This window comes from Leisingera sp. SS27, from assembly GCF_028368855.1.
Lineage (GTDB): Bacteria > Pseudomonadota > Alphaproteobacteria > Rhodobacterales > Rhodobacteraceae > Leisingera.
Window position 1 is genome coordinate 101,680 of record NZ_JAQNCY010000013.1, and the last position, 16,676, is coordinate 118,355.

The 16,676-nt window shown below is 63.8% G+C and carries 13 protein-coding genes and 1 pseudogene; 7 read left to right on the plus strand and 7 right to left on the minus strand.

The annotated features are described in order from the left end of the window. The first annotated feature begins 89 nt into the window (after window positions 1-89). Together N6L27_RS20235 and N6L27_RS20240 are read left to right on the plus strand one after the other, a co-directional pair. A complete protein-coding gene (locus tag N6L27_RS20235) occupies window positions 90-1,100 on the plus strand; it encodes a hypothetical protein (protein WP_271909239.1) in 1,011 nt (336 codons plus the stop codon). 103 nt (window positions 1,101-1,203) lie between these two features. Continuing rightward, a complete protein-coding gene (locus tag N6L27_RS20240; protein WP_271909240.1) occupies window positions 1,204-2,016 on the plus strand; it encodes a class I SAM-dependent methyltransferase in 813 nt (270 codons plus the stop codon). Window positions 2,017-2,085: 69 nt separating this feature from the next. Here N6L27_RS20240 and N6L27_RS20245 read toward each other — a convergent pair whose 3' ends face one another. The 6 genes from N6L27_RS20245 to N6L27_RS20270 form a co-directional block, all read right to left on the minus strand. Further along, window positions 2,086-3,261: an SPOR domain-containing protein gene (locus N6L27_RS20245; protein ID WP_271909241.1), complete on the minus strand. Its 1,176-nt coding sequence runs from the start codon at window positions 3,259-3,261 to the stop codon at window positions 2,086-2,088. A 309-nt stretch (window positions 3,262-3,570) separates the two neighbouring features. Continuing rightward, window positions 3,571-4,203, minus strand: coding sequence for a uracil phosphoribosyltransferase (upp, locus tag N6L27_RS20250; protein WP_065266360.1), 633 nt, complete (start codon window positions 4,201-4,203; stop codon window positions 3,571-3,573). A gap of 76 nt (window positions 4,204-4,279) precedes the next feature. Beyond that, the gene (locus N6L27_RS20255) at window positions 4,280-5,491 is read right to left on the minus strand and encodes a phosphopentomutase (RefSeq protein WP_271909242.1); all 1,212 of its coding nucleotides are present in this window, start codon (window positions 5,489-5,491) and stop codon (window positions 4,280-4,282) included. Next, window positions 5,491-6,795: a thymidine phosphorylase gene (locus N6L27_RS20260; RefSeq protein WP_271909243.1), complete on the minus strand. Its 1,305-nt coding sequence runs from the start codon at window positions 6,793-6,795 to the stop codon at window positions 5,491-5,493. Before N6L27_RS20260 ends, N6L27_RS20255 begins: the two co-directional genes overlap by 1 nt. Next, the gene (locus N6L27_RS20265) at window positions 6,795-7,271 is read right to left on the minus strand and encodes a cytidine deaminase (RefSeq protein WP_271909253.1); all 477 of its coding nucleotides are present in this window, start codon (window positions 7,269-7,271) and stop codon (window positions 6,795-6,797) included. The genes N6L27_RS20260 and N6L27_RS20265 overlap by 1 nt, the downstream gene beginning before the upstream one ends. 20 nt (window positions 7,272-7,291) lie before the next feature. Beyond that, on the minus strand, window positions 7,292-8,377 hold the full coding sequence (locus N6L27_RS20270; RefSeq protein ID WP_271909244.1) for a cupin domain-containing protein: 1,086 nt from the start codon (window positions 8,375-8,377) through the stop codon (window positions 7,292-7,294). A gap of 163 nt (window positions 8,378-8,540) precedes the next feature. On the opposite strand from N6L27_RS20270, the gene N6L27_RS20275 reads away from it, so the two are divergent. From N6L27_RS20275 to N6L27_RS20290, 4 genes are all read left to right on the plus strand, one after another. Next, window positions 8,541-10,814 (plus strand): NADP-dependent malic enzyme, encoded by a 2,274-nt coding sequence (locus tag N6L27_RS20275; RefSeq protein WP_271909245.1) that lies wholly within the window; start codon window positions 8,541-8,543, stop codon window positions 10,812-10,814. Window positions 10,815-10,858: 44 nt separating this feature from the next. Then, window positions 10,859-11,251 carry a GFA family protein gene (locus N6L27_RS20280; RefSeq protein ID WP_271909246.1) on the plus strand — a complete coding sequence of 131 codons (393 nt, stop codon included), beginning with the start codon at window positions 10,859-10,861 and terminating at the stop codon, window positions 11,249-11,251. Between the two features lie 264 nt (window positions 11,252-11,515). Beyond that, complete coding sequence (gene prpE / locus N6L27_RS20285; protein ID WP_271909247.1) at window positions 11,516-13,405, plus strand: propionate-CoA ligase PrpE; 1,890 nt, start codon at window positions 11,516-11,518, stop codon at window positions 13,403-13,405. Between the two features lie 191 nt (window positions 13,406-13,596). Continuing rightward, window positions 13,597-15,042 (plus strand): amidase family protein, encoded by a 1,446-nt coding sequence (locus N6L27_RS20290; RefSeq protein WP_271909248.1) that lies wholly within the window; start codon window positions 13,597-13,599, stop codon window positions 15,040-15,042. 553 nt (window positions 15,043-15,595) lie between these two features. Here N6L27_RS20290 and N6L27_RS20295 read toward each other — a convergent pair. Then, entirely contained in the window at window positions 15,596-16,357 is a 762-nt protein-coding gene (locus N6L27_RS20295) for an NAD kinase (protein WP_222502918.1), read from the minus strand. 169 nt (window positions 16,358-16,526) lie between these two features. On the opposite strand from N6L27_RS20295, the pseudogene glyA reads away from it, so the two are divergent. Continuing rightward, a pseudogene (gene glyA, locus N6L27_RS20300) lies at window positions 16,527-16,676 on the plus strand (serine hydroxymethyltransferase); the annotation flags it as partial.

Genomic DNA, 16,676 nt, shown 5'->3' on the forward strand with positions numbered 1-16,676 from the left:
AGCATCCGGGGGCGGCAAAGCAAATTGCCGCCCCTGTTTTATGCGCTTATTCTGGCAACAATGATACGGATGGGGACCGGGCAAGCTGCATGACGGCATTGAAGGAATTTGAGCGGCTGGAGGCTGCGGGCCTGTGGCGCGCGGATCCTGAGGCGCAGCGGCGGGATGTGATCATCTCGCTGGGGGACGCAACACTGACCATTGCCAGCATGAACGACCAGCCGCTGGCGCATTGGTCGCTGGCGGCAGTGGAGCGCGCCAACCCGGGCGCGTTCCCCGCCCTGTTCCACCCGGACGGCGACCCCGGTGAGACACTGGAGCTGGCGGAGGATGAGACCGCCATGCTGGAGGCCATAGCCCGTGTGCAAGACGCCATCGGACGGTCGCGCGCACGGCCCGGCAGGCTGCGGGCGGTCAGTATCCTGGGCACCCTGGCGCTGGTGCTGGCGCTGCTGGTTCTGTGGCTGCCGGGAGCGGTGACGCGCCATGCGGTCGGCGTGGTGCCGGACATCAAACGCAAAGCCATCGGACAGGCGCTGCTGGGCCGGATAGAGCGGGTTTCAGGCCCGGCCTGCGCCACCCCCGAGGCCGCCCCGATACTGCGGGTCCTGGCACAGCGCACCGGCGTGCGGCAGCTGGCAGTGCTGCGGTCCGGCATCCCCGGCAGCCTGCATCTGCCCGGCGGCATTGTTCTGTTGAACCGGTCCTTTGTGGAGGATTTCGAAGATCCGGCGGTAGCTGCCGGGGCCATCCTTGCAGAACGCGCCCGGGCCGGAGCCAGCGACCCGATGCAGGAGCTGCTGGAGGCCGGCGGATTTATGTCGACCTTCAAGCTGCTGACCACCGGCGAACTTGACCGCGCGGCGCTGGACGCCTACTCCGAGGCCACCCTGTCCAGCCCCCGGCCCCAGCTGCCCGACGAGGTGCTGCTGGCGGAGTTTGCCCGCGCCGCGCTGCCCTCCTCACCTTATGCCTATGCGCTGGACATCACCGGCGAAACGGTGCTGGGGCTCATCGAAGCCGACCCGATGGCCGGCCGCGAGCTGGAGCCGGTGCTGAACGACCGAGACTGGGTACAGCTGCAAAACATCTGCGGCTGATCCTGCTTCACGATCCCGCTCCCCTCCCTGCCAATCGCGAAAAGGCGCCGGATCTGCTAAGATCGTCAAATCTGCGCAAACGCATGATGGGGGGACGGGAGACATGCCAGAAAGCTCAGCCAGTTTCACCGGAGACATTCCGAGTTACTATGACAGCGGCCTCGGGCCGGTGGTTTTCTTCAATTATGCTGATGACCTGGCTGCACGCTGCGGTGCCTTCGCAGCCAAGGACGTTCTGGAACTGGCCGCAGGAACCGGCATCGTCTCGCAGCGGCTGCGGCGCAGGCTGCCACCAGACACCAGACTGACCATCACGGATTTGAACGCGCCAATGCTGGCGCTGGCAAAGGCGAAACTCTCTGACACCACAAATGCCGCCTTCCAGCCCGCTGACGCGATGGCGCTGCCCTTTGGCGATGGCAGTTTTGACCTGATTGCCTGCCAGTTCGGGGTCATGTTCTTTCCGGACAAGCCTGCCGCCTTCCGGGAGGCCGCGCGGGTGCTGAAACCCGGCGGGCACTATATCTTCAGCGTCTGGGCGCCGATGGCGCGGAACCCGTTTGCCGGAATTGCCGACGCCGTCGCTGCACAGTTTTTCCCGGATGATCCACCAGGCTTTTACAAGGTGCCGTTCCATTACGGCATCCCGGAATCTGTTACAGCGGATTTGAACACGGAAGACTGGTCAGAGGTCTCTCACGAGACTGCCGCGCTGAACAAGACAATTGAAGATCCCGAGAAATTTGCCGAGGCACTGGTCTATGGCAATCCGATGATTGATGAAATCCGCGGCCGCGGCGGCGTTGATCCTGATGAGGTCGCCAGCGCCATTCTGGACGCGTTGCGCGCGCGTTTCGGGCCGCCACCGCTGCGGATGCCGCTGGAGGCTGTCATTTTCACCTGCCGCCGTCGCTAACCTACACTTGCCAGGCCGCAACAAAAGGCCGGGCAGCGGCCCGGCCTGTCCATCTGGTAATTCAGTATCTTATTTGCTGAGCCTGGCGCCGCTGAAGCCGGCGCGCTGCACTTTGGCCAAAGCTTCGGCAGCCTGGCCGCCATCCTGATATGGCCCTGCCAGAACCACCTTGAAAGGCTGGCCCTTGCGGCTGACGGTGCCCAGACGCACTGTCAGACCACTGGCGGCCAGTTTGCGGGCCGCCGCGCTGGCCTGGGCCGGATCTGCATAGGTGGCTGCCCGGACATAACGGCGGCTGACAGCTGCCTGTTCCGGTGCCGCGGCACCGGGGGCCGAGCGGGTAGACAGGCGCAGGCCCTTCGGCCGGGCCTCAGCCGGGCTGACACGCGCATCGCGCGGCAGCGTGACCGTGGGCCGGTCCAACGGCATCTGAACCAGCTTGCGCGGCACACCGCGGGTCCAGATCTGCGCCATCTGCGCATCGCCGTCAGGCGTGCGCACACCGCGCATCGGGTTCATCCGGCCATCCTCACGCTCCACCAGCTCATAGCCTGCCGGGGCCTGGACGTTGCTGACGATCACCGCCGGACGCACCGTGCGCTCTGCCCGCTGCGGGTTGAGCCGGCCGTCGGTCCAGACCGGCCGGTACCCCTTGGGCACCTGGAAGCTGTTGCTGAGCCGGCGGTCCTGGTAGATATGCGTCTGCACCACGCGGGTGTTGGGCGTGATCCGCACTGAGGATTGCGGTCCGCCAAAGCTGACCGGGGGGTCCTCCTGCGGGCCGCAGCGCACGTCGGCGGAGTTGCTGTACTGGCGGCTGATATCGGACAGACCGTCACAGCCCGCAGTATTCGCAGGCTGCTGCGCCGCAGCTGCGGGTTTTGCTGCGGCCGGCGCGGCCTTCCTGACCGGCTGCTTGGGGGGCACCGGCACTGCCGCAACCGTAGCGGGCTGCACGCTGGAAGGCTGCTGTTTGCGGACAGGCTTGGCGGTTGTCACAACGTTTGGCTGCGCGGCAGCCTGTGCTGCCCCGGAAGGTTTGGCTGCAGCGGCCTGTGCCGGCTGCTGGCCCGGATACAGAGTGATCAGTTCCGGCTTTGACGCAGTCTGCCGCTGCCGCGTGGTCCCGGCCACCCGGGTCGGGGCGTAACCGCAAAGATGCTTGCGGGCGCGGTTGACCCGCGGCACCCAGTTCACTTCCCCGTCAATGCCTGCCCGGATGTAAATGCAGCCCCGGCTGTCCACGTACTGCTTTCCCTTATAAGAAAGCGGCGGATATTCGGCTGGCGGGCTGGCGTTGCGCAGGGTTTGTGCCTGTATCCCTGCTGCGCTGCTAGTCCCCGCGATGATGGCCAGTGCAATAATTCTAGTTATTTTCATTCCTGAGCCCCACAAAATATGGCTACAGGATGCCCGAGTCTCGCCTGTGAGTAAAGTTTCCGCAGCGACAATAGGCCGGCATGGCGGCAATTTTTGCATGAATTGAAACCAATTCAACGCCCGCCGCCGGATACTGCCGCCAGGACGGGCAATCCCCGCCCTGGCGGCGGCAGATTATTTGGTGCCGAACATCCGGTCGCCCGCATCGCCAAGCCCGGGCAGAATATAGCCCTTCTTGTTCAGCTCGCGGTCCAGAGAGGCGGTCACAATCGGAACATCCGGGTGGGCCTGCTTCATCCGCTCGACGCCTTCGGGCGAGGCCAGCAGGCACAGGAAGCGGATGTTGTTGGCGCCGGCTTCTTTCAGCAGGTCAATGGCGGCAGCTGAGCTGTTGCCGGTGGCCAGCATCGGGTCAACGGCGATGACCAGCCGGTCCTTCAGCCCCTCGGGCGCCTTGAAGTAATACTGCACCGGCTCCAGGGTTTCTTCGTCGCGGTAAAGACCGACAAACCCGACGCGGGCGGAGGGGATCAGCTCCAGCACACCGTCCAGCATGCCGTTGCCCGCGCGCAGGATAGACACCAGGGCCAGCTTCTTGCCCGCGAGGATCGGCGCCTCCATCTCCTCCATCGGGGTTTCGATGCTGGTGGTGGTCAGCGGCATTTCGCGGGTGATCTCGTAGGCCAGCAGCTGGGTGATCTCGCGCAGCAGCCGGCGGAAACCGGCCGTGGACGTGCCCTTGTCCCGCATCAGGGTCAGCTTGTGCTGCACAAGCGGGTGATCAACAACGGTCAGGTGGTCGGTCATGGGGCACTCCTAGTGTTTGGCTTTGTGCGCTTTTACGGGCTTGGTCGCGGCAGGCAAGCGTGTTTTGACCATGGGGTCAAAGAAAGCTTTTACCGGGGCCTTGGGCCGGCACATCCAGATGGGCGGCGATTGAGGCCGCAACATCGGCGAATTTGACCTGCCCGATGGGGCCCGCGTCAAGCCCTGCGATCAGCACCGGCACCTGTTCGCGGGTGTGGTCGGTGCCGGGCCAGCTAGGGTCGTTGCCATGGTCGGCGGTCAGCACCAGCATGTCACCCTTGCGCAAACGCGGCAGCAGGCGGCCCAGTTCGGCGTCAAACCACTCCAGTGCCCGGGCATAGCCGGAAATGTCGCGGGTGTGGCCGTAAAGGCTGTCGAACTCGACGAAGTTGGCAAATGTCAGGCTGCCGTCCTCCGCTGTCTCCACCGCGTCGCACAGGTGCTGCATCAGCTGGGCATCCGCCCCCTTTTTCAGGGTGTCGATGCCGGACATGGTGAAGATGTCGCCAATCTTACCGATCGCATGAACCTTGCGGCCTGCGTCCTGCACCCAGTTGGTCAGCACCGGGGCTGGCGGGGTTATGGCATAGTCGCGGCGGTTGGTGGTGCGGGTGAAGCCCGCTTCTGCCGAACCCAGGAACGGGCGCGCGATGACACGGCCCACTTTCATCGCGTGCAGATGCGGGGCAACGGCCTCGCAGAGCTTCAGCAGGCGGTCGAGGCCAAAGGTCTCCTCATGCGCAGCGATCTGGAAGACACTGTCGGCGGAGGTATAGCAGATCGGTTTACCAGTCCGCAGGTGCTCCGACCCGAGGTCATTGATGATCACGGTGCCGGAGGCATGGCAGTTGCCGAGGATACCATCGGTGCCTGCCTGTTCCGCGACAAAAGCAGTCAGGTCCTCGGCGAACGACGGCGCCTGATCGGGGAAGTAATGCCAGTCCCAGGGCACCGGCAGCCCTGCCAGCTCCCAATGGCCCGACGGGGTATCCTTGCCGCGGCTCAGTTCACGGGCACAGCCCCAGCGGCCCTGCGGCGCTGCGTCCAATCCGGGAAACGGCACTGAGGACGACAGCCGCATGGCAGCACCCAGGCCAAGACGCTCCATGGTCGGAACTTGTAAGGGACCGCTGCGTCCTTCCTCCGCCTGACCTGCGGCGCAGGCCTGCGCGATATGGGCCAGCGTGTTGGCGCCCAGATCCGGCAGATCGCCATTGAAGAACGTTCCGGCATCCGGCGCACCGCCGATGCCTACAGAATCCATCACCACAAGAAAGGCGCGGGGCATCAGGAGATCCTTTCGTGAACCAGCGGCGGCAGGCTGCCCGGCGCATCACCGATGGCGATGGCGGCCAGGAAAGCGGCCTCTGCCATATCTGCGGCCTCATCGCTGGCGGCGTGGATGCGGGCTAGGGCCTCCCCTGCCCCGACGGGCTGTCCCAGGCGGACAATGTCCGAGATGCCGACGCCCGGATGAATCTTGTCGCTCTCCACCATCCGGCCGCCGCCAAGGGCGACGACCGCCAGGCCAAGCGCCTCGCCGTTCATGGCGGTGATGTGCCCGGCTGCGGGCGACTTCACATCGCGCACCACTTCCGCGCCCGGCAGATGATCCTGCCATTTCACAGCAAAATCCGCGGGCCCGCCCATGGCAGCAATCATCCTGGCAAACCGCTCTGCCGCGCGGCCATCGCTGAGCGTCGCACTGATCTTGGACGCGCCCTCCTCCGCATCTGCTGCGAGGCCTGCGAGCACCAGCAGCTCGCCACCGAGAATTACCGAGATTTCCGCCAATGGCCCGGATGCGCCGCCGGTCAGCACCCGCATCACCTCTGCCACCTCAAGCGCGTTGCCAAGCGCGGGCGCCAGCGGCTGGTTCATGTCGGTGATCAGCGCCGAGGTCTGGCAGCCTGCAGCATTGGCCGTATCACACAGCGACTGCGCCAGCGCGCGGGCGTCACCCGCGGTTTTCATGAAGGCGCCGGAGCCGATCTTGACGTCCAGCACCAGCGCATCCGGGCTTGCTGCCAGCTTCTTGGACAGGATCGAGGCGGTGATCAGGTCGAGGCTTTCCACCGTCGCAGTCACATCGCGAATTGCGTAAAGGCGTTTATCCGCAGGGGCGATCTGCGCCGTGGCGCCGACAATGGCGCAGCCCATGTCCTGCATCATGCGGCGCAGGTGGTCTTCGCTGACGCTGGTGGAGACGCCGGGGATGGCTTCCAGCTTGTCCAGCGTACCGCCAGTGTGGCCGAGCCCGCGCCCCGAGATCATCGGCACGTATGCGCCGCAGGCCGCCAGCGCGGGTGCCAGCAGCAGCGAAACACAGTCGCCCACACCGCCGGTCGAATGCTTGTCCAGCACCGGACCGTCCAGATCCCACGCCAGCACATCGCCGGTGTCGCGCATCGCCAGCGTCAGGGCGCGGCGGCCCTCGACGCTCAGGCCCTGCAGGCAGACAGCCATGGCAAAGGCGCCCGCCTGCGCATCCGAGACGGCGCCGCTGGCCAGGCCTTGGGCAAACCAGCGCAGCGCCTCCTCACCCGGGGTCTCACCGCGGCGCAGGCAGGTATTGATGGCGCGGGCATCCATCAGCTGCGCTCCATATGGTCCGCGTCAAAGGCGCCCGGCAGCAGGCCGCCGATGGTGGTTTCCTGCTCGGCGCCGTCGGTGGTGGCCATGATGACTTTCACATCGCCGCTGGCGAATTCCTTGATCTTCTGGCGGCAGCCGCCGCAGGGCGTGATCGGGGTCGGGCAGTCGGCAATCACATAAACCTCCGCCAGCTCCGTCTCCCCCGCGGCCACCATCGCGGCGATGGCGCCGGCCTCGGCACATGTGCCCTCCGGGTAGGCGACATTTTCGACGTTGCAGCCCACATAGATCTGACCGGAGGCAGAGCGGACAGCGGCGCCGACTTTGAAGTTGGAATAGGGCGCGTGGGCGTTTTCACGGACAGCAGCAGCGGCGGCTTTGAGGCTCATGGCGATTCCCCGATTTTTGATCATTTGGTCAAGATGCCGCAGGATAGCTGAATTGCTCCGGGAAGCGGAAGCCCCCGGATGCAATTCTTTACGCCGCACCAGGTTCAGACCAGCGTAGTGTTGAACACTCCCGGAAGCGTCACCTCCAGCAACTCCACATCATCAGACGGCGCGCTGAGGCGGGTCTTCATGCCCGGCGGGATCACAAATGCATCACCCTGCTCCAGCTGATACGGCTCGCGGCCCTCGCCCTCCAACGTGACTGCGCCGTTCATCACAAAGGTAAAGTGGATATCGGTGTCATGCGCCGCCCATTGCGGCTCATCCTCGCCCCGGCGCACCACCTGCACGCCCGCGACGCCCTTGGTGTTCTCGGCAATCGTGGTGTCGCGGCAGATATAGCCCGGCAGGCGGAACGGCATCCATTCGGCACCTTCCGCCTTGTTGTAGACAAAGCGCTGGCCCTGCCATTCCCGTTCGGGGCGGTAGTGCGGCGTCGGCAGGGTCATCCCGTGGTCGATCTCCGTCACATGCTCTGCCGGGACGCCAATCTCGATCACCTGCACGTTGTCGCTGGCCTCCAGCACCCGGTGGCGGATTTCCGGCGGCTGGATGAAGCAGTCGCCCGCCGTGAGCCGCATCCTCTCGCCCTGATCCTCATAGACCACATCAACCCAGCCGTGGATGCAGAAGATCAGCTGGAAGCCAACACGGTGGAAATGCACCATATCCGGCACCGGACCGCCGTCGGGGATGCGGATGTGGCTGGCGATGATAGACCCGCCCAGCCGGTCCGGCACCAGATCGCGGTAATGCATACCCGCGCGGCCAATGATCCAGGGCGCCTGATCTTTCAGCCGGCGGACCACGAAGCTGTGCACCGTTTCCGGCATAACCATCGGCGGGTGCCGCTCCTCGATCTCGATCTTCGTTCCGTTGGGCGCGATCAGGCGGCGCTGCCCTTCGGCAAATCCATCAGGATCTTCAGTCAGAATACGGATAGTGCCCGGGGATTCCTCTGCGCCTTTCTCAACCCGGAGCCGCAGCCCGTGGCCGGAGAACACCGCGGTACGGGGATCATCCGCCGGATAGATCATGTCCATCTTCATACCCAACACCTTGGTATAAAACGGAATATCATTGCGCAGCTCATCCGTCGGCAGGCGGATCTCGGCGATTGTTTCGCTCATTTTTTACTCCCTGGTCTGTTGGCAGGACAGTGACCCTGCGGCAAGGTTTATGCAAGAACCCGCCGTCCGCGCTGCCGCCGCGTCCGTTTGCGTCAGTTTGGGCTATGTTTCCGGCAGAAAAAATGGTTTAACGCTAAACAATACCCTTTCCGAGGAGCGCCAGATGTCCGATTCACAGAGCACGCGGCAAGCCGCACTCAACTATCACGAGTTCCCCCGCCCCGGTAAGCTGGAGATCCGCGCGACCAAGCCGATGGCCAACGGCCGCGATCTTTCCCGCGCCTACTCACCCGGTGTGGCGGAGGCCTGCGTGGAGATCAAGGCGGATGAGGCCAACGCAGCGCGCTATACCTCGCGCGGCAATCTGGTTGCGGTTGTGTCCAACGGCTCAGCGGTTCTGGGCCTCGGCAACATCGGCGCACTGGCCTCCAAGCCGGTGATGGAGGGCAAAGCGGTCCTGTTCAAGAACTTCGCAGGCATCGACTGTTTCGACATCGAGGTGAACGAAAGCGACCCTGAGAAACTGGCGGATATCGTCTGTGCGCTGGAGCCGACATTCGGCGCGATCAACCTAGAGGACATCAAGGCGCCCGACTGCTTTGTGGTGGAAAAACTCTGCCGCGAGCGGATGAACATCCCGGTGTTCCATGACGACCAGCACGGCACCGCAATTGTGGTCGGCGCCGCAGCCAAGAACGCACTGCATGTGGCGGGCAAATCGTTTGAGGACATCAAGATCGTCTCCACCGGCGGCGGCGCGGCAGGGATTGCCTGCTTGAACATGCTGCTGAAACTGGGTGTCAAACGCGAGAATATCTGGCTCTGCGACATTCACGGGCTGGTCTACGAGGGCCGCGAAGAAGACATGAACCCGCAGAAGGCAGCCTTTGCCCAGGCCTCGGACCTGCGGACGCTGGACGAGGTGATGGACGGTGCCGACCTGTTCCTGGGCCTCTCCGGGCCTAATGTGCTGAAGCCGGAAATGGTTGCCAAGATGACCAAGCGCCCGATCATCTTTGCGCTCGCCAACCCGACGCCGGAGCTCATGCCCGACCAGGCGCGCAAGGTGGCGCCGGATGCGATCATCGCCACCGGGCGCAGCGATTTCTCCAATCAGGTCAACAACGTGCTGTGCTTCCCCTTCATCTTCCGGGGCGCGCTGGACGTGGGCGCAACAGAGATCAACGACGAGATGCAGATCGCCTGCGTCGACGGTATTGCCGAACTTGCCCGCGCCACCACTTCGGCTGAGGCAGCGGCAGCCTACAAGGGCGAGCAGCTGACCTTTGGCGCCGATTACCTGATCCCGAAACCCTTTGATCCGCGGCTGGTGGCGGTTGTGTCCTCCGCCGTGGCCAAGGCGGCGATGGAAAGCGGCGTGGCGACCCGGCCCATCGAAGATATGAAGGCCTATAAGCAGAAGCTGAACCAGACGGTGTTCAAGTCCGCCCTGCTGATGCGCCCGGTGTTTGAGGCCGCCCGCGCCGCCGCCCGCCGCATCGTGTTCAGCGAGGGCGAGGATGAGCGGGTGCTGCGCGCAGCCCAGGCCATCCTGGAAGAAACCACAGAAACCCCTATCCTGATCGGCCGCCCGGAAGTTATAGAACGCCGCTGCGAACGGCTGGGGCTGGATGTGCGCCCGGGCCGGGATTTCCAGCTGGTGAACCCGGAAAACGACCCGCGCTACCGCGACTACTGGAACAGCTATCACAAGCTGATGCAGCGCCGCGGCGTCACGCCGGATCTGGCCAAAGCAATCATGCGCACCAACACCACCGCAATTGGCGCCATCATGGTGCACCGCGGCGAGGCGGACAGCCTGCTGTGCGGCACATTCGGGGAATACCGCTGGCATCTGAACTATGTGCAGCAGGTCCTGGGCGGCGGCACCTACTCACCGCATGGCGCGCTGTCGATGATGATCCTGGAAGACGGCCCGCTGTTCATTGCCGACACCCATGTGCATGTGGAGCCGACACCGGAACAGATCGCCGAAACCGTGATCGGCGCCGCACGCCACGTGCGCCGCTTTGGCCTTGCGCCGAAAATCGCGCTGTGTTCGCAGTCGCAGTTCGGCAATATCTCCTGCGACACCGGCAGCCGCTTGCGTGCCGCGATCGAAATCCTCGACGATAAGCGCCGCGATTTCGTCTATGAGGGCGAGATGAACATCGACACCGCGCTGGACCCGGAACTGCGGGAGCGGATCTTCCCCAATTCGCGGCTGGACGGGGCCGCCAATGTGCTGATCTTCGCCCATGCCGATGCGGCATCGGGCGTGCGCAACATCCTCAAGATGCGGGCCGGCGGGCTGGAAGTGGGGCCGATCCTGATGGGCATGGGCAACCGCGCCCATATCGTCTCCCCCTCGATCACCGCGCGGGGCCTTCTGAACATGGCGGCCATTGCCGGAACCCCGGTCGCGCACTACGGTTAACTGCGCGGCCCCACTTGCCGGCCGCCCAATCAGGGAGGCCGGACATGAGAGGGCATTGCCACTGCGGCGCAGTGCATTGGGAGAGCCGGGCCGAGGCGGCCTGGAGCTGCTACTGCCACTGCGCCGACTGCCGCCGCAACTGCGCGGCACCTGTCACCGCATTTTTCGGGCTGCCGCATGAGGCGGTGGAATGGTCCGGCGCCTCACCGAAGGTCTACAATTCATCGGAAGGCGTCGAGCGGCTGTTCTGCGGAGCCTGCGGCACGCAGATGGCCTATCGGACGGCCCGCGATCCGGTGAACATCCACCTTTACACCGCGACGCTGGAAAGCCCCAGCCAGATGCCGCCCAAGTTCCATGTGTTCCATTCCGACCATGTGAGCTGGCTGGAGCTGAAAGACAGCCTGCCCCGCTACGCAAAATCCTCAGGCGGGTGATTCCCGGCGGCAGTGCCACTTGTTCGGCAGCCCGATTTTGCAAGTTTGCAAAAGTTCTCCACGGTTCCGGATTATTCTGCAGCAAATACCACTTTGCAAAACACGCAGAGTGCAAATTGGAGCGGACCTGTAAATCCTGTAAATCAAGCGCGCAAATCCGGCCGAAACCTGTAAATTCCTTGACGAACCTTGCGTGAAGCCGCGGCAAAACTTGCCCGCCCGCCGCTTTGTCGCCTACGCAATTGGCAGGAGGAGATGAACACCATGGGATATCAGGATATTTACGCCGCCTGGAAACAGGATCCGGAAGGTTTCTGGATGGAGGCCGCCCAGTCGATCAGCTGGGATGAAGCCCCCAAGCAGGCCCTGTCTGACAAGGGTGAAGGCCTTTATGAGTGGTTTGCCGACGCCAAGGTGAACACCTGCTACAACGCCGTCGACCGCCATGTGGAACAGGGCCGCGGCGAGCAGACCGCGATCATCTACGACAGCCCGGTCACCCACACCAAGCGCGAAATCTCCTATGTCGAATTGCGCAACCGTGTCGCCACCCTGGCCGGCGCCCTGCGCGCCAAGGGCGTGGAAAAAGGCGACCGCGTCATCATCTACATGCCGATGATCCCCGAAGCGCTGGAGGCAATGCTGGCCTGTGCCCGCATCGGCGCGGTGCATTCGGTGGTTTTCGGCGGCTTTGCCTCCAATGAACTGGCGGTGCGGATCGACGATGCCAAGCCCAAGGCGATCATCGCCGCCTCCTGCGGCATCGAGCCGGGCCGGATTGTGCACTACAAGCCGCTGCTCGACGGCGCCATCGACCTGGCCGGCCACAAACCCGACTTCTGCGTGATTTTCCAGCGCGAGCAGGAAGTGGCAGATCTGGTGCCCGGTCGTGACGTGAACTGGCACGGTTTTCAGTACGGCGTGGAGCCTGCGGAATGTGTGCCGGTCGAGGGCAACCACCCCTCGTATATCCTCTATACTTCCGGCACCACCGGCCAGCCTAAGGGAGTGATCCGCCACACCGCGGGCCAGCTGGTGGCGCTGAACTGGACCATGAAGAACATCTACAATGTCGATCCCGGCGACGTGTTCTGGGCCGCCTCCGATGTGGGCTGGGTCGTGGGCCATAGCTATATCTGTTACGGGCCGCTCATTCACGGCAACACCACCATCGTGTTCGAGGGCAAGCCGGTCGGCACACCGGATGCGGGCACCTTCTGGCGGGTGATTTCCGAGCATAAAGTGAAGAGCTTCTTCACCGCCCCCACCGCCTTCCGTGCAGTGAAGCGGGAGGATCCGAAAGGCGAATTTGTCAAGGAATACGACCTGAGCTGCCTGCAGCAGGTCTACTTGGCCGGCGAACGCGCTGACCCGGACACCATCACTTGGGCACAGGAACAGTTGAAGGTGCCGGTGGTCGACCACTGGTGGCAGACAGAAACCGGCTGGTCGATTGCGGCAAACCCCTTGGGGATCGAGGAGCTGCCGACGAAACTCGGCTCCCCCGCCGTGCCGATGCCGGGCTATGAGGTGGATATCCTCGATGAAGGCGGCAACCCGGTGGCGCCGGGCGAGCTGGGCGCGATTGCGGTGAAACTGCCGCTGCCGCCGGGCACCCTGCCGACCCTGTGGAACGCCGGGGACCGCTTCAAGAAGAGCTACCTCAACACCTTCCCCGGTTATTACGAGACCGGCGATGCCGGGATGAAGGACGAAGACGGCTATCTCTATATCATGGCGCGCACCGATGATGTGATCAACGTGGCGGGCCACCGCCTTTCGACCGGCGGTATGGAAGAAGTGCTGGCAGGCCACCCGGATGTCGCCGAATGCGCGGTGATTGGCGTCGCCGACAGCCTCAAGGGGCAGATGCCGGTGGGCTTCCTTTGCCTCAACGCCGGTGCTGACCGCGACAGTGCGGAAGTGGTGTCCGAGGTGGTCAAACTGGTGCGTGAAAAGATTGGTCCCGTCGCCGCCTTCAAGCTGGCAGTGGTGGTCGACCGCCTGCCCAAGACCCGCTCCGGCAAGATCCTGCGCGGCACCATGGTGAACATCGCGGATGGCACCCCCTGGAAGATGCCTGCGACCATCGACGATCCGGCCATTCTGGACGAGATCACCGCGGCGCTGCAGACCATCGGCTACGCCAAGTAACGCGCACGTTTCCCGGTGCGGGAAACGGCCAAAAATCCTGAGAGGATTTTTGAAGGCTCCGCCCGCAGGCGGAGCCTGTTTTCCGCGCCGGAAAACGGGCCGGAATTCCCGCAGAATTCCGGCGGTCTGCCGCCTGGTTTTCCTTGCAACTCTCCCCTGCCCGCCTAGGCTGCGGTCAGGGAGAAGAGCAGATGGCAAATGCAGACTTATGGCGCCTGAGCGCAACTGAACTGACAACCCTGACCCGTGCAGGCGATGTCAGCGCAGAAGATGCGGTGCAGGCCTCCATCACCCGGATGCACGCGGTGAATCCGGACCTGAATGCGGTGGTCGTGGATCTGAGCAGCGAGGCATTGGACCGCGCCCGTGCCTTGGACAAGGCACGCGAGAGCGGCGCGGTACCCGGACCGCTGCACGGCGTGCCGGTCACCATCAAGATCAACATCGACCAGCAGGGCCACGCCACCTCCAACGGCGTCACCGCGCTGAAGGACCTGATCGCCCCGGCAGACGCCCCGGTGGTGGAGAACCTGCAAAAGGCCGGCGCGGTGGTGATCGGGCGCACCAACACGCCGGAGTTTTCCTTCCGCGCTGATACCGACAACCCGCTGCACGGGCGCACCCACAATCCCTGGGGGCGGCATATTTCTCCGGGCGGCTCCTCCGGCGGTGCGGGGGCGGCGGTGATGGCCGGGATCGGCGCGCTGGCGCACGGCAATGACATCGGCGGCTCCCTGCGTTTTCCCGCCGCCGCCAATGGCGCGGTGACCGTCAAGCCTGGGCTTGGCCGGGTACCCGCCTGGAACCCGAGCCAGACGGCAGAACGGGGCTTGCTGGCGCAGCTGATGTCGGTGCAGGGGCTGATCACCCGCAGTGCTGAGGATCTGCACCTGTCGATGCCATCGCTGATCGCGTCAGATCCCCGCGACCCTTTCCATTTGCCGATCCCCTGGCGCGGTGAAGCATTGGAGCCCCCTATTAAGGTCGCCTTCACCAAGAACACCCATGGCTATGACCTGCACCCCGAGGTCGAGGCCGCATTGGACTTCGCCCGCGATGCACTGAGCGATGCAGGCTACCAAGTCGAAGAGGTGGAGCCGCCCAACGTGTTCGACGCCGGGCGCACTGGCTACCGCGCGCTGATGGGCGAGATCTATGCGCTGATGAAACACGATGTGGATGCCGCCGGCTCCCAGACCGTGCGCGACATCTTTGCCGTCTATTTCCAGGAGTTCCCCCCATTTGCCGGGGATGAGCTGCTGCAAATGATGGCCAAGCGGACCTTTTATGCGCGGGAATGGTCGCTGTTCATGGAGGAGTATCCGCTGGTGGTCTCGCCATTCCTGCCGCAGCCCTTCTTCAAACCGGACCGGGACACAGAAGGCGCGGCAGGCGTGCATGAAGTTCTGGGCTGCGCGGTCTATTCTTATGCGATGAATTTCCTGGGGCTTCCCGCCGCCTCGGTCCCAGCCCGTCTGGCAGAACTGCCAAAGGGCCTGCAACCGATCAACATTCAAATTGCCGCCCGCCGCTGGCGCGAGGATCTTGCGGTGGACGCCTGCGCTGCGATTGAGGCCCGGGCCGGCCGCATGTGCCTGCCGCTGTGGGAGAAGATGGCAGCAGGCGGCGGCGTCTAGCGCCCCGCCCCGCGGCAGCGTTATGGCCTTTCGGCCCTCGGCACCATCCGCCTGCTCTTTCTGACGAGATATACAGCGCAGCCAATTGAGGGAGGCCGCCGTTCGGCGGAATGACCAGGCCAAAGCAATGACGCGCAGTGTTGAAACAAGCCGGGTGACGGGTCATTCCAGTTCATGAAGGCGCTGACTGCATCCGTCACCTGCCTCACGCGCTTGTGTTTGTTTCACAGGTCTGTGCACAGCCGCCTGGCAGCCTGCAGATCTCGATGACATAGAACAAAAAGAAGTCCCCGGGAACGGCCTCAGCTGCTCCCGGGGTCCTTTCTGACCCATGGCACTCACTAACAGCGCCGCACTTCCCGCCTGCAGGAATACGCACAGGCGAGCCGGGCCAGACCGGCGCAAATCACAAAACTGGAACACATTAAAACCGCCGGTCCGGCACATCGGCTTAGCAGCCTCAGGCAATGCCAACGGCATCGGCCTGTGGATAAATCCTCGCACGGAATGGTTACCGGGAGGTTCACAGACTCGTGAACCCCGCGTTAAACAATCATGTAAACTGTTCGGAGATCAGTCTTTCTTCCAGCCCATGGCCGGGATCGAACAGGATTTTATGGCGTATTTGCGTATCGGTGCGGATCTCAACCCAGTCGATGTCAGCGACCGAGATCGAGTCGGCGTCAGCCATCACCGGCCGCTTGTCCGCTTCCAGAACATCAAAGCGCACCATCGCATTGCTGGGCAAAAGCGCCCCGCGCCAGCGCCGCGGGCGGAAGGCTGCAATGGCTGTCAGTGCCAGCACATCGGAGCCGATCGGCAGGATCGGCCCATGGGCAGAGTAGTTATAGGCGGTGGATCCGGCCGGGGTGGAAACCAGCGCGCCGTCGCAGACCAGCTCCTCCATCCGCATCCGCCCGTCCACCGAAATCCGGAGCCGCGCCGCCTGCGGGCCTGCCCGCAGCAGCGAAACCTCGTTGATCGCCAGCGCCTTGTGCACCTCGCCGCGGCGGTCCATCGCGGTCATCGACAGCGGGTTGATGATCTCCTGCACCGCTTCTTCGAGCCGTTCGATCAGCCCGTCCTCGCGGTATTCGTTCATCAGGAAGCCAACGGTGCCGCGGTTCATGCCATAGACCGGCGCCGGATGGTCAACCATGGTATGAAGGGTGCGCAGCATGAACCCGTCGCCGCCAAGCGCCACGATCACCTGGGCCTCATCCGGCGGCACATGGCCGTAGCGGCGGCTCAATTCAGCCAGCGCATCCTGGGCCACATCAACGTCACTGGCCAGAAAGGCGATTCTCAAACTCATGAAACCTGTTTCCGGTATTAGGCATCTGGTTCCGAAACAATCACAGCTTTCCGCCGATGACCATAGTTGCCGTTCTGTCGCAGGGAAATGTCGCTTTACAGGCTTCCTGCGCAAGGAAGTTTCCGATAGGAAATCGCTCAATTCTGATCCCTACTCCAACGGAGCCACCATGACTGAAGCGACCCGTGACACCGGCTTTTTCACCCAATCCCTCTCTGAGCGCGATCCTGAACTTTATGCCTCGATCACGGCGGAGCTGGGCCGCCAGCGCGACGAGATCGAGCTGATTGCGTCTGAGAACATCGTCTCCGCCGCAGTG